The sequence below is a fragment of the Corynebacterium sp. CCM 9204 genome, assembly GCF_041357695.1.
Taxonomy (GTDB): domain Bacteria; phylum Actinomycetota; class Actinomycetes; order Mycobacteriales; family Mycobacteriaceae; genus Corynebacterium.
Genome location: NZ_JAUERX010000004.1, coordinates 62932 through 76242, shown reverse-complemented (window position 1 = coordinate 76242; position 13311 = coordinate 62932). Strand labels below are relative to the sequence as shown.

The 13311-nt window shown below is 61.1% G+C and carries 10 protein-coding genes; 5 read left to right on the top strand and 5 right to left on the bottom strand.

The genetic code is table 11. The features are described from left to right. The first annotated feature begins 19 nt into the window (after positions 1-19). Together QWU43_RS09085 and QWU43_RS09080 are read left to right on the top strand one after the other, a co-directional pair. Positions 20-499: a methylated-DNA--[protein]-cysteine S-methyltransferase gene (locus QWU43_RS09085; RefSeq protein ID WP_370917668.1), complete on the top strand. Its 480-nt coding sequence runs from the start codon at positions 20-22 to the stop codon at positions 497-499. Between the two features lie 278 nt (positions 500-777). Beyond that, a complete protein-coding gene (locus tag QWU43_RS09080) occupies positions 778-3582 on the top strand; it encodes an exo-alpha-sialidase (protein ID WP_370917667.1) in 2805 nt (934 codons plus the stop codon). Positions 3583-3700: 118 nt separating this feature from the next. On the opposite strand, the gene QWU43_RS09075 is transcribed toward QWU43_RS09080, so the two are convergent. The 5 genes from QWU43_RS09075 to QWU43_RS09055 all read right to left on the bottom strand — a co-directional run bounded on the left by QWU43_RS09075 (position 3701) and on the right by QWU43_RS09055 (position 10192). After that, positions 3701-6394 carry an FtsX-like permease family protein gene (locus QWU43_RS09075; RefSeq protein WP_370917666.1) on the bottom strand — a complete coding sequence of 898 codons (2694 nt, stop codon included), beginning with the start codon at positions 6392-6394 and terminating at the stop codon, positions 3701-3703. Beyond that, entirely contained in the window at positions 6391-7092 is a 702-nt protein-coding gene (locus tag QWU43_RS09070; RefSeq protein ID WP_370914757.1) for an ABC transporter ATP-binding protein, read from the bottom strand. Before QWU43_RS09070 ends, QWU43_RS09075 begins: the two co-directional genes overlap by 4 nt. Beyond that, positions 7089-7619 carry a PadR family transcriptional regulator gene (locus tag QWU43_RS09065; RefSeq protein WP_370917665.1) on the bottom strand — a complete coding sequence of 177 codons (531 nt, stop codon included), beginning with the start codon at positions 7617-7619 and terminating at the stop codon, positions 7089-7091. The genes QWU43_RS09070 and QWU43_RS09065 overlap by 4 nt, the downstream gene beginning before the upstream one ends. Before the next feature lie 113 nt (positions 7620-7732). Further along, positions 7733-7990: a hypothetical protein gene (locus tag QWU43_RS09060; protein WP_370917664.1), complete on the bottom strand. Its 258-nt coding sequence runs from the start codon at positions 7988-7990 to the stop codon at positions 7733-7735. A gap of 270 nt (positions 7991-8260) precedes the next feature. Then, the gene (locus QWU43_RS09055) at positions 8261-10192 is read right to left on the bottom strand and encodes a M13 family metallopeptidase (protein ID WP_370914754.1); all 1932 of its coding nucleotides are present in this window, start codon (positions 10190-10192) and stop codon (positions 8261-8263) included. A 154-nt stretch (positions 10193-10346) separates the two neighbouring features. On the opposite strand from QWU43_RS09055, the gene QWU43_RS09050 reads away from it, so the two are divergent. The 3 genes from QWU43_RS09050 (at position 10347) to QWU43_RS09040 (ending at position 13056) form a co-directional block, all read left to right on the top strand. Then, positions 10347-10916, top strand: coding sequence for a hypothetical protein (locus QWU43_RS09050; protein WP_370917663.1), 570 nt, complete (start codon positions 10347-10349; stop codon positions 10914-10916). Next, positions 10913-11860, top strand: a complete 948-nt coding sequence (locus QWU43_RS09045) for a PrsW family intramembrane metalloprotease (RefSeq protein WP_370917662.1) — start codon at positions 10913-10915, stop codon at positions 11858-11860. Before QWU43_RS09050 ends, QWU43_RS09045 begins: the two co-directional genes overlap by 4 nt. An 80-nt stretch (positions 11861-11940) precedes the next feature. Further along, positions 11941-13056: a glycoside hydrolase family 25 protein gene (locus tag QWU43_RS09040; protein WP_370917661.1), complete on the top strand. Its 1116-nt coding sequence runs from the start codon at positions 11941-11943 to the stop codon at positions 13054-13056. Positions 13057-13311 lie beyond the last annotated feature (255 nt).

The following is a 13311-nucleotide window of genomic DNA, read 5'->3' as shown; positions in this document are numbered from 1 at the left end:
GGCGGGTAGTGTCTGGCCAATGGATATGTTCGCGTTGCGCACGCTTGACACTCCGTTCGGCCCGTTGACGGTGGTTGCCGGTGATGCGGGTGTGCGCCGGGTGCTGTTCCGCGGGGCGCTTATCGACGACCGTCCTGGTTCCGGTGTGGCGGCGCGTCACGCTACACAGGCGGTCGGGGAGATCGGGGAGTATCTGGCGGGGGAACGTCAGGTGTTTGAGGTGTCGTTGGATGTGCCGGAGCCGGTGACGTTCACGCAGCGGGCGCAGGCGGCGTTGCGGGGGATTCCGTTCGGGAAGACGGTGAGTTACGCGGAGCTTGCGGAGTTGGCGGGTAATGCGCGGGCGTTTCGTGCGGCGGGGTCGGCGTGTGCCTCGAATCCGCTGCCTGTGCTGGTGCCTTGTCACAGAGTGTTGGCGTCGGGTGGGGCCATCGGCGGTTTTGCCGGGGGTTTGACGTTTAAGCGTGGGCTTTTGGAGTTAGAGGGTATGCGTTTCTAGGCATTCTGTCCTGTGGTTGTGGGATTTTTGGTGTGCGTATGAACTGCTTCAATTGGGCTATTTTTTGCGGGGTCAATTCCTGATAATTACGGAACTGGTGTTGCTATTCAGTTCTCTTTATTTGGGCGGTTGAGCTGCGGAATTGATGATATTATCTATGCGCTAGGATTTCATTTAGCTGTGACGGCCCAATTGGGATCACCGTTGTGGTGCCTGTGTGGTATTTCCTCAAGGGGTAGCACAGGAATGATGTTTAATTTCTGCAATAGGAGCAGTGCATGGAAAAAAGAAGAACATCAGCCAGGTTTGTGGGTATGGCCTGTGCTGTTGCCGTGGTGGTCACCTCTGCTGCGATTCCAACGTTTGCGGTTGAGGTTGGGGAGGGACACCAGAGTGTTCGTGGATTTGACAGTGATGCCGATCTCGCTGTTAAGCCTTTTTATGAGGAGAAAACTCTAGCGGAGGGGGGCAATGATGGATTCAATTGCTACCGCATTCCCTCGCTCGGAGTGGCGCCTAACGGAAATGTCCTGGCTTCATGGGATGGCCGTCCGGATAATTGTGCGGATGCGCCACAGCCGAATAGCGTTGTCCAGAGAATATCTGGAGACAGTGGACTATCCTGGGGGGATCAGCAAACAGTCGCTGCTGGTGATCCGATTGTGCCCCAGGGATTCTCAGATCCTTCGGTGGTTGTGGACTGGGTAACTGGACGTGTCTTCAATTTTCATGTGAAGAGCTTTGACCAGGGGCTTGGGGGATCGAGGCCGGGTACTGCCCCGGATGACCGATCGGTTCTGCATGCCGCGTATGCGCGGAGTGAGGATGATGGTGTCACGTGGTCTGCCGATAACGTGATTACTGCGGAGGTTACCGGTGACAATCCGTGGCGTTCGCGCTTTGCGACGTCGGGTAACGGTATTCAGCTTCAGTACGGACCGCACGCCGGAAGGCTGGTTCAGCCAGCGATGGTTGTCACCGAGTCTGACAGCTATGAAGCGGTGGCATGGTTGTCCGATGATTATGGGGAGACCTGGTATGCGGGAACCCCGTGGGGCGTGTCGATGGATGAGAACAAGATTGTTGAACTCTCCGACGGAACGCTGATGAATAATTCTCGTTCATCTGCGGGCAACGAGACTTATCGCAAGATCAGTTACAGCCGTGATGGTGGTGTGACATGGTCGGAGCCCACGTTGGACCATTCACTTCCGGATCCACGGAACAATGCCTCCATCATTCGTGCGTTCCCTAATGCCCCGGAGGGTTCCGCAAAGGCGAAGGTGTTGTTGTTTAGTAATACGGCGTCGACCACTGCACGTGAGGCCGGTACCGTCAGGATGAGTTGTGATGATGGACAGACGTGGCCGGTGGCGAAGGAATTTCGGCCGAATGATGTTCAGTACACGTCGATGGCGACGCTCCCGGATGGCTCTGTCGGTCTTCTTTTTGAGGGAAGTAACAGGGGGAACAGTAACAGTATTCACTTTGCCCGTTTCAATCTGCCGTGGTTGGGAGCATCGTGTCTGGGGTCCGAGGTGGAGTCACCCATTGTTCGGCCTGGGGAAACAATCTCGGTTTCTGCGCTGCTGACTAACCCTTTTGATGACGATATTGTTGATCGAAAACTTGAGATCGATCTTCCTGCCGGATGGGTGACCGAGACCTCTTCCGTGACTATTCCTGCTGGTTCTTCAGTTCCGGTGGAGTTTACTGTTACCGCTCCTGAGAATGTGTCCACTGGACAGGTGGATGGGCTTCTCCGTATTGAAGATTATGGCTTGTTCAAGCAGGGTCACTTCCGGGTCCATGTCGTGGATGGAGTTGAATCTTCTGAGAAACAGGTGACCATCGATCCTTCAGTACTGAATGCTGCTGATGTGAAAAAGGCGGGAGATGTTATCCGATACAATTTTCGGGCTACGAACCCGTTTGATCACCCGATCGGGATAATTCCCGATGGTGAGCTTGAATTCTTCGATCCAGATAATGCACCGCAAAACTGCCGCTGGAAGACCTTCCCGGCGAACTCCGTTCAGAATTGCGGTTATGCCCGGCATACGGTCACTGCTGAAGATATTGAAAGAGGCTACTATCAGCCGACGGTGACCTGGAGAATTGGGCCGGAAAACGATGCTGTCACGGTGCACAGAACCTTTGAGCAGGTTCTTCCGAAGGTTGATCTCCGAGAAGGTATTACGAAGGTTGGGGCGGAGCTATCCATATTGCCTGTTGCTCCGTTGGAGTCGAACGGTTCGACGTTGGAGAAGGACATTGTCGTTCAGGTCGCTCTCCCCGAAGGGCAGGATGAGATCCCTGACGGTACCAATGTTGCGTTGTACCTGGATCTCGTGAAGAAGGCAGAGGTTCCGGTGAGTCCGGAAGGTCTAGCAGTAATCCCCGTGAGCGTGGATAGCGTGGCAATTAACGGTGAGCCGGTTGATCATCGTCTGCGGGCGCGCCTGACGAGCGGGAAAGAGTCCGGCCATGTCCTGGTGGGGCCCGATGCGACGGGTGTGCTGAGAGTTCTGCCGCAAGGTAGAAATAATGTGCAGCGTACGCTCACTGTGGGTGAGCAAGCAGATCTCATTTCAAATGGAACACCACGGAGCATCCAACTTGTTGCTCTGGTCTCTGGTCCGGAAGGACCGGTGAGCGGAGTACCGGTGACCTTCAGGGTCGCGAATAAAGATCTCGATCCTGTGTTGACCGACAAGGATGGGTACGCTTTTGCGCGGTATGTGGTGGAGCCACTGCCTGCGGGAGCGTCCCCCGTGACGGTTATTGTCAACGCCGAGATCCCGGAGACTTCCGACGAAACGACCGATTATCCGGGAGTTCAGAACACAACCAGTTTCACGGTGTCGGCGGGGGAGGAAAAGCCGGTCGGGAGTTCAGAGTTTTATGCCGGATCGAGTGTGGGGTCGAGTGTGCACGACGGAGTCTTTGATCTGGGGTCAGTATTCCGATGGGGTTTCCGCATGTCCACGGTACTCGTCGGATTAAATTCAGCTCTGGCATGGCTGCATGATCTGCCTATTGTCAAGTGGTGGAACGAGCTCACGGGTTCTCGAAACCGCTGAGCTGCTGTTGGACAGTGGGCGTCCCGGTTTCCGCTGATCTGCACAACACTGCCCCGGAACGCTCATCAGCGTTCCGGGGCAGTGTTGTGCATGTGGTTGTCCGGTTCACGGCGCTGCCCTAGTCCCGCCGCTCGCTTAACGGACGTCGGTGCCTGGCGATCCAGGTACCGATGGCCAGGCCGGTGACCCAGGCGAGGAGCGGGATGCCGATGAGGGTGGCCAGGAGGTCGGTCCACCGTTGAACGGCGTTGACCTGGTGGAAGACCCCCTCCAGGAAACCGTTCCCACCCCCGTCGAGCATCTCGCCCAGGACGGGGATGAAGGCGGCCAGGGTTCCCGAGATCGTTCCGCCGAGTCCGATGATCAGGCCCTGTGCGCCGACGTACCGGGCGAGGACCCGGGGTGATCCACCGACCGCCGTGAGGACATCGGTGTCCCTGCGGGATTCCGCGGCGGTGAGCAGCATGAGCAGTACCACGATGCCGTAGCTGATCAGGCAGGTGATCAGTAGTGGGATCATCCAGGTCAACTGTTGGTAGGGCGGTTCGTTGGCCGTTTCCACCCGGAGCGGCTGGTCCCTGTTCACTTCCGTGCTCATCCGGAAGGAGTCGAGGGTGCTGATCGGGTCGAACGTACGCACCAGGGTGCCCGCGTAGGTGGTTCTCATGCCGATCTCGGTGGCGGTCTCCGGGGTGAGTAGCCAGACACCGGGGCCGTCGAGGGGGATGACCGTCGCCGGGTGGGTGAGAACCTCGTGGTTCCGCGGTTCCTCCGTCGCTGTGACGCCGCGGTGGGCGAATCCACCTGTGTTCACGGTCTGCGTGGCGTGTTCGTTTTCCCGGGGTGACGGGGATTCGTGGTTCCGTCGCTTCTCTCTGCCGAATGCCGCCTGACCGTCGACGGTGAGGTCCGGATCGGTGACGACGATCTCGCCCTTGTCCAGCGCCGTGCGGATCGCGGCGCGTTGTCTGTCCGTGAGTCCCTCCAGTGCGGTGACCGCTGAGCCGTCGTTAATGAGTACGTTGGTGTGGATGCCGGGGAGACCATGGGCGTTCCAGTCTTGGAACAGTGGGGGGTCGAGGTAGAACTCGTCGTCGGCGGTCGCGCTGCCGGCGGCGGCGAGCCCCTCCCAGTCAGTGGTGTTCCACAGTCCTGGTTCGGGGGTGAGGATGTCGCTTTGTGCGGTGCGGGGCGCATCGAGGATCCCGTCGATGCGTCGGTGTGCGGCATCGGGGGTGAGCTGGATCGCGCCTGTCGTGGTGAACAGTGCGGCGTCATCCGGGAGTCTGTTCTCGCCCTCGTACACGGTCGACGGGAGCCACAAGATGCTGAGGAACGTGGTGGAGACGAAGGTGATGCCGGCGATCGCTCCGACTGCGGGAGCGGTCCTCGTCATGGAACGTAGTGCGTCGCGTGAGGCGAGTCTCCCGGGGAGGGGGAATCGTGCGGCGACGGCGGCTGTCCCCCAGAGTAGGACAGGGGCAGACAGGACTAGCCCCAATCCGAGCAGAGGTTGGGTGAGGGCGTGGATGAACGGTGAGTCGGCCGTGACGCCCCACCATGCGGCGATGAGCATGATCACTGGTCCGATGATCATGGGCCGGGAGAACCGGCGGATCCTGGTGCTGCGTCCGCCACGGAGTGCGACAACCGGATCCTGCCGCCCCATCTGTAGTGCGGGGAGCAGGGAGGCTCCGACACCGACGATCAGTGAGGTGATGATGACCAGGAGTGCGAGGTCCCAGGGCCAGTAGACCGCGGACCCGGGATCGGTAAGCCCGATCAGCACCCGTTCGACGGGGAGGGAGAGCACGCTGCCGAGGACCGCACCCACGGCGCCGACCATCAGCCCTTGGATGAGCAGCACGTGGCGCAGATGCGTCGGCGCTGCGCCGGTGGCCGACAGCAGACCCATGAGCCTAGTCTGACGTCTGGCAGCGACCGCGAAGATTGGCGTGACGACGGCTATGACGATCAGGAGTGCGAAGGTGAGCAGTATCCAGTTCAGGAGGGCACTGTCACTGGTCAGTCCCCGGAGGATGTCCCGGGCAATGGGGGCCGTTTTTTCACCCTGCGCCGCTCGGAAACTGATGTCGACACCGGTGCGGCCGGCCCGTTCTAAGACCTCACCATCAGCGGTCCGGTCGGTGAGTCCCGGGGGGATCAGATAGTTGACCTGCCACGGGGACGTCTCGGGGGCACCGGTGAAGGCGGGATCGTCGATGATCCGTGCCCCCGGGACGTCGGCGAGGGACAGGAATGTTCCGCTGGGAGTCGGGCCTGTGTAGGTGAGTTCGAGGGAGTGTCCGGCACCGTCACTGTCCAGAACCGTGACGGTCGCTGTGTCACCGGGTTCCAGACCGAGGCCTCTCGCGGTGTGTCCCCAGGTCATGAAGGAACCGGGTTGCGGTGCTCCGGTGACGGTGTCCGGTAGCGCGGTCGCGGTACGGTTGAAGCTGGTGCCTTCGGGCGTGGATATCCGGACCTCGGTGTCCAAGGTGGCGATTGGGGTGCCGGGGTCCATTCCGAGGTTCTCGGACATCCGCTGACGGTCGGTCTTCGCGACGGTGGCGGCATCGGGCCCTTCGCAGAGGTCGTCCCCAGCGGTGCAGGGCGTGTGATCGAGCCACACGCTGTCGTAGCCGCCGGTGGGATCGGTCCCCTGGTTGGTTCTCTCGCTGAGAACGGCTCCCGTGAATACGAGGACCGCCATGACGGGCAGGGCGAACAGGAGGACGGCGGCGAGGGAACGCCACCGGTGGCGGATCAGGTCGCGCCGGGCGATCCGGGCGGAGGTGAGCCAGGCGTTCATCGGGCGTCCCTCCCGGTGCGGTGCTGGACGAGCTGTCCGTCGCGAAGCCAGATGGTGCGGTCGGCGTAAGCCGCGAAGCGTGGTTCGTGGGTGACTAGCAGGCCGGCTGCACCGGCGTCGATCCGCGAGCGCAGGAGCATCATCACTGATTCCGCCGTGGTGGTGTCGAGCGCGCCGGTGGGTTCGTCGGCGAGCAGTAGGGAACGCTGACCGGCGAGGGCGCGGGCGATGGCGACTCGTTGCGCCTGGCCGCCGGAGACCTCGGCGGGGAAGCGATCGGCGAGTTCGGCCTGGCCGATGTCCGCCAGCGCCGCGAGCGCGGCGGTGCGTGCCTCGCGGCGGGATACGTTGTCGAGCTCGAGGGGGAGGGCGACGTTCTCCGCGACGGTGAGCGTGGGGACCAGGTTGTAGTACTGGAAGACGAAGCCGACGTCACGGCGGCGGATTGCGGCGCGCTCCGTGGGGGAGAGTCCTGCGGTGTCCCGCCCGTTGATGATGACGCGGCCGTGGTTCGGGGTGTCCAGGGTTCCGGCGACGTTGAGGAGGGTCGACTTCCCGGAGCCCGAGGGTCCCATGACGGCGACCAGTTCGCCGGGGACCACGGAGAGGCTGACATTCTCGAGGGCCGCGATGGTGTTGGGGCCGTCGGAGTGCAGTCGGGTGACGTTCTCCAGCGTGAGGATGGGGGAGGTGGTCATGATCGGAGGCCTTCCGGGTCGGCGAGGGTTTCAATGTGGTCGAGCCAGCGTGCCTCGGCCTCAAGGTCGAAGATGCGGCGTTCGAGCAGGAGACGTTGCGCGGTGCGGGCCGGGGGGATCGAGGCCTTGGCGAGGGTGATCTCGCGGAGCTCCTGCATCGTGGCCTCGCGTTGCCGCTGGATGAGCTCCCGGCTGTCAACCCCCCGGATGACGGTTGCGACGGCGATCTTGATGACCAGATCGTCGCGGTCGTTGCGGGGTCGGAGGGTCGGCTCGTTCCACCACTGCTCCAGGACTGCTCGTCCGGCCTCGGTGGTGGTGTAGATGTCGGCGGGGCGGGTGGAGGTGGTGTCGGTTCCGGTTTTCTCGATGAGTCCGTCGCGGTCGAGTCGTTGGATCGTCTGGTAGACCTGCCCGATGTTCATCGGCCAGATCCCCTGTGTGCGGTCTTCGAAGCGCTGCCGGAGTTTCCCTGCGCCGCAGGGTTCGTCATCGAGGAGTCCGAGTAGCGCGAACTTTATTGACATCGTCGGATCCTTAGACAATCGGGCGTGGTGCGGTTACCAAGTATATTACCCGGTAACTTACTTGGTAACAAACACATTGGCCCCCTCAGAGAGTGTCAGTGGTGGAGTTGTCCCTACCGCTGGTTCTTCGCGCGTACAGACTCAGCGATGGCCGCGATCAGTAATCCGACGAGTGCGGCGCACCCGGCTCCGCCCGCGGCGCCGGCCAGCGCGAAGAAACCGAGTGGACCGATGAGGTCGAAGGTGAGTACACCTTTCGGCCACACCACCGGAGCGAGCACCCTGGAGGTGGGGTAGACGACGATCAACGCCAGTACGCTCTGGATGCCCCACCTGTCGTATGAGGATCCGATTCCCTCCAGTCCCCTCAAAGCCCCGCTCCGGACATGGCCCCGAGCCCATCGGAATGAGTCTGGGTTGTCCACCATCTGGTGGGAGGTGTGCCGTCCAGTGCCGGGACGTGGACACGAGGGAACGGCCCGTCACCGCCTTCGTGGCGATGGACGAGTAGATGAGGAAGACGAAGACCTCCAGAATGATGTTCAGCCAGTTTTTCGGCTTTGCCGTCGCCCATGTGCCGCAGGCTGTGCACAGGGCGACGGATGGTTTGTCATCCGGGGGTCATTCTCTCGGGGCCGGTATCACCAGATGGTGACGCGGCGTCCGGGTTCGAGGAAGATCGGTCCCTCGGGGTGGACATCGAAAGCGTCGTAGAACTCGTCGACATTCGCGGCGATGATGTTGCAACGGAACTCGGCAGGTGAATGGGGATCGACGGCGAGATACTGGGTGGCAAGCTCTGGGCGGACGGCCGTCCGCCAGACCCGCGCCCAGGAGATGAAGAGACGCTGCAGAGCGGTGAACTCACGGCTCTCCATGTCCGGGTCACCACCCTCGTGGTCGACGGTTTCGGTGGGGGCCGAATCGAAGTCGAGGCCCTGATCCGACAGGTAGCGTCGGTAGGCGACGACGGCGATACCAAGTCCGCCGAGATCCCCGATGTTCTCCCCGAGGGTGAACTCGCCGTTTACTCCGGTGGAGTCTGTGCCGCTCAACACGCTGGGTACACGCCCGTTGAACTGACTGACCAGACGGGAAGTAAGTTCCTCGAAAGCACTGCGGTCTTTATCCGTCCACCAGGAGTTGAGGTTTCCGTCGCCGTCGTACTGGCTGCCCTGGTCATCGAAACCATGGCCGATCTCATGGCCGATGACGGCCCCGATCGCGCCGAAGTTCGTGGCGGCATCGGTCTCGGGGTCGAAGAACGGCGGGCGAAGGATTGCCGCGGGGAAGGTGATGTCGTTGACAACGGGGTTGTAGAAGGCGTTGACCGTTTGCGGCGTGGTTACCCATTCGTCACGGTCGGCGGGCTTGCCGATCTTGTTCAGCTCATAGTCGTGGAGAAATGCGTTTCCCCGGCGGACGTTGGTGACCAGGTTGGCGCCGCCGGGTTCGAAGGTGAGGCCCTCATAGCTGCGCCAATTGTCGGGATATCCGATCTTCGCGGTGAACTTGTCCAGCTTGACCAGTGCTTTCTTCCGGGTCTCCTCTGTCATCCACACCAGATTGCTGATGCGTTCACGGTATGCCTCGATGAGGTAGTCGACGAGGGTGAGCATCTTCTCCTTGTGGGCGGGTGGGAAGTGCTCGGCGACGAACAGCTTGCCGATTTCCTCCCCGACGAAGCGTTCAGCAAGCCCGATACCGCGCTTCCAGCGATCCCGCTGTTCGGTGGCACCCTGCAGGACGGTTCCGTAGAAGGTGAAATTGGTTCGGCTGATCTCGTCGGTGAGCAGGCCGGCTCGCCCGTTGAGGATGTGCCAGGTAGCCCAGAGTTTCCAGTCGACGAGGTCAGCTTCTCTCAGGAGTTGATCCAGGTGGTCGAGGTAGGAGGGCATCATCACGATGAGACGGTGTTCCGGTAGCCCGGATGCCGCGCAGAGGGTGCCGATGAGACCGGGGAGTTCGTTGAACTCGGTGGGGTTGAACGTTTTCACCGCATTGCGTGAGGAGACGACATCCCAGTGCCCGGCGGCGATACGTTTTTCCACGTTGACAATGCGCTCGGCGGCGTCCTGGGTGGACAGTCCGCCCAGACGCTCCACAGGAAGGAAGTCGAGCATGGTCGCCACGTGACTGCGGTAGGTGGCCAGAGTTTCAGCGTGGGCGGCATCCCGGTAGTAGGCCTCATCAGGCAGTCCGAGTCCCGACTGGACGAGGTAGGCCAGTGCTTCCTCACCCGCGGAGTCTTTCTCCACCCAGAAACCGACGGGGGCACCGATGCCCTCGCGGTCGAGGCGCCCCAGGGCGGCGGCGAGTTCTTCGGGCGTGTCCACATTGAGCTGGTCCAGATCGGCATCCAGGGCGGCGGCTCCGGCGGCTTCTATGGCCTCGATGTCCATGAAGCTGTCGTAGAGGATTCCGGCGCGCCCGGTGTCGGCCTCGACGATGGCGCGGACGTCATCCTCCGCGCGGTCGCGGAGCTTGTGGAAGTTGCCATCGACACCCCGATCTTCGGGTATGACGTGGGAGTCGAGCCAGGGGCCGTTCACATAGCGGTAGAGATCTTTCATAAAGTCAACTGTACGGGTTTCCCGTAACCGTGGAATCCGTCCTGCGGGCCGTAATCTTCACTGTTCCGTACAGGTATCATCGACGGGCGTGGGACAATACCGTCTGAAACCGCACTTCCGGCCTGCACACGTCGCACAATTGATCGGTGTGCTGATGCTAGTGATATCGGTTCCGCTGCTCGTCATGGACCGATTGCCCGGGTCCGCACGATCCGTCGGTGAGGTGATTCTCGGAGATTCCATCGGCGGTGGATGGCAGATTCCGTTGCGGTACGCGGGCGGGGAACCGGTGATATGTGACAAGCTCCAGGATACGGTCATGGAGGGGGGCTGGGACTGCGATGGAACCCAGGTCAAGTCTCTGGTTGTCAAGGATGTCCCGGATCCGGAACTCGCCGCGCGCCGAATGATGCGCGCGATGGGGATCTTTGAGGCGAAGAAACTTGAGGTGATGCGGGACGGCGACCTCTTGGAACTCCACCAACCGGAGGAAGACGGGACGAGAATGGTGATGTTTTCGGGTGAGGAACCGGAGGAACAGTTCACGGGTCTGGCGCTGCCTGGCACAGGCGATCATGAGGGCGAGCTGCTGGTTGTCGCGGTCTTCGGTAAACGGGGTGATGCTTACACTGACCTCGTTCTGCCACAGGTACGCAATAACGGTGAGCGTGATGTCACCGAGTTGGAGCTACCGTCAGTACTGACGTCGGAGACGCGGGTATGAATAGGTTGCTGCGGACCGTGTTGTGGATATTTAGCGGTATCGGTCTGGTCGGGGGCGTGCTGGTGGTGGTGATATCGCTGTTCGCCGGTTTGGCCACTGATGGCGAGATGCCATCGTTTGGGGTTATCGGGGGAAGTGTTCTGTTGGCTGCGGTGGAACTCGGTGTCGTGGTCACGGCGATCAGACTGACTCCACTCTGGCCTCGCGCCGGTGCCGGGTATGTCGTGACGTCACTGTTGTGGGGTGCCACAGTGGCGCCGCTGCTCGTCTTCCCGTTGGCGACGGCGTCGATGGATTTGCCTGCGCGGCTCGGGCTGGATCTCTTCGAGGCATCCTGGGGTGGTGCTTACCCGGAGGAGACGATCAAGTCTCTGGGCGTCTTGATCATCCTATTCAGTTTTCGTCAACTGGTGCGGCCCTGGCATGGCTTGGCCACAGGTGTCCTCGTCGGAATCGGATTCGAGGTGGTGGAGAACGCCGGTTACGCGGTGATCGGTGCGTTGTATCACCCGGTCAGTGACATGGACGGGATGCTGGAGATGTGGGGACTGCGCATGATTGCAGGCCCATTCCTGCACGTATTATTCACTGGGCTTGTTGGTTGGGGTATCGGGGTTGCGGTATTCACCGCTCGCCGCAGTTTCCTATGGCGTGTGGGCACGGCGGCACTCTGGATCGGCGTCGCGTTCCTGGCTCATTTCTGCTGGAACATCATGCACGATGACATGAAAGTCGCGCTCGTGGCGTTGGTTGGGATCGCGCTTGTCATTTACCCGTTGTTCATCGCGGTACTGGTCCGTGCCTGGCGGGCCGCCCGCTCAGATTCCGGGTACGTGATGCTCGATCGCCCAGTGGCTTCGGTCATGCAACTGGATCACCGTGATTTTGAGGTGCTGAGTGTAGGGGGCCATTCACGCGCGGATGGGGGTGGGCACAAGGACTGAGGTCGTGATACCCCTCACTGTTTCCTCTGGTGCAGGTGTGAATAATGGGATTGATGTGATGTGTGGGTAGATTTACTGATATGTACTTTTTCACGCACGATCGCACTTCCGTGCGCACGGCCCGACACCGGACCGTTCTCATTCCCGTGACCGCACTCCTGACCGCGCTGACCCTGGTGGTGGCACTGTCGGCTGCGCCGAAAGCCGCTGCTTTCAGTCTTTCCTCGCCGCGGGGCATCGACGTCGCGAGCTGGCAACACCCTAATGGCACCGCGATCAACTGGCGTGAGGTCTCCGCATCCGGCCACCGTTTCGCCTTCATCAAGGCAACCGAAGGTAACGGCTACATCAATCCTTATTTCGTGTCTGACTCCATGCAGGCCCGTAACGCAGGCATGCTGATCGGTAGCTATCACATGGCCCGCCCAAACTCGTCTGCGGCGGTGCAGGCGGCTGAATATGCTGCGACCCTCGCGATGCAGCCCCAGCCCTCGCTGCCTCCGGTCCTGGATATCGAGCACGCGGAAGGCCTCAGCCCGGCTGCATTACGGGCTTGGGTGCGCGAATTTGTTACCGAGATCGAGGGACTCACGGGGCGGAAGCCCATTATCTACACCTACCGGTACTTCTGGCGGGTGAACATGGACAATACCTCCGAATTCAGTGACTACCCACTCTGGCTCGCCGCCTACGAGAATAGGCCTCCGAGTAGCATTCCCGGCGGCTGGAACTACATGACCTTCTGGCAGCGTGCCGACAACGGTGTAGTACCGGGTATCGCCACGGCCACCGACATCAATCTGTTCAACGGCAGTCCCGGGCAGCTTGATGAGTTCAGTTCGGGGGCCAACGTCAACCTCGGCGAGGTGTTGACCACGGGCATTGATCTTGATGCTATCGGTGGCGGGCTCCCCGGCCTGGAGGCGCTGGGAAGCAGCAACCAGGAACTCGTCGGTGCAATCCTCGCTGTTGCCGCCGGAGTTTTAGCGGTGGGAACCCTCGTGGCTATCGCCCAGAGCCAGGGCGTCGATCTGGGGCCTGCGACCGAGATAGTCAATCGGGTCCGGGCTCTCGTGGACAGCGGCCATCTACCTGTACCTGATCTGCAGACGATGCATGATTCCGGTGAATACACGATCGGTGATCTGCTGATCTTACTGAAGAACGCGCAGCACTTTGCGGAACAGATCGGCTAAGGGGCTGATTTTCACGCAGTAGTAAGCAGTAGTAAAGAGAGTGATCCCGATTGTCGGGGTCACTCTCTTTCTCGTGTTCGTACCCAGACGCGTCTTCATCGGCAACGGTAATGGGCAAGGCCCCGGAAGAGTGTTTCGCTTGCGGGTGTACGCGGTGCTGGTACCTCGCCGCCCCTACGACGCTTACAGAGGACAGAGGCGAGCGAGATGGAAACAAGCGGAGTCCCCTTGGGTGATTCCCATGGGGACTCCGCG

What these genes read in the sequence shown, in the direction of transcription:
- QWU43_RS09055 (WP_370914754.1), bottom strand. Translation starts at nt 10,192, where the DNA reads ATGAAAGATCTCTACCGCTATGTGAACGGCCCCTGGCTCGACTCCCAC.
- QWU43_RS09045 (WP_370917662.1), top strand. Translation starts at nt 10,913, where the DNA reads ATGAATAGGTTGCTGCGGACCGTGTTGTGGATATTTAGCGGTATCGGT.
- QWU43_RS09040 (WP_370917661.1), top strand. Translation starts at nt 11,941, where the DNA reads ATGTACTTTTTCACGCACGATCGCACTTCCGTGCGCACGGCCCGACAC.
- QWU43_RS09080 (WP_370917667.1), top strand. Translation starts at nt 778, where the DNA reads ATGGAAAAAAGAAGAACATCAGCCAGGTTTGTGGGTATGGCCTGTGCT.
- QWU43_RS09050 (WP_370917663.1), top strand. Translation starts at nt 10,347, where the DNA reads ATGCTAGTGATATCGGTTCCGCTGCTCGTCATGGACCGATTGCCCGGG.
- QWU43_RS09065 (WP_370917665.1), bottom strand. Translation starts at nt 7,619, where the DNA reads ATGTCAATAAAGTTCGCGCTACTCGGACTCCTCGATGACGAACCCTGC.
- QWU43_RS09085 (WP_370917668.1), top strand. Translation starts at nt 20, where the DNA reads ATGGATATGTTCGCGTTGCGCACGCTTGACACTCCGTTCGGCCCGTTG.
- QWU43_RS09070 (WP_370914757.1), bottom strand. Translation starts at nt 7,092, where the DNA reads ATGACCACCTCCCCCATCCTCACGCTGGAGAACGTCACCCGACTGCAC.
- QWU43_RS09075 (WP_370917666.1), bottom strand. Translation starts at nt 6,394, where the DNA reads ATGAACGCCTGGCTCACCTCCGCCCGGATCGCCCGGCGCGACCTGATC.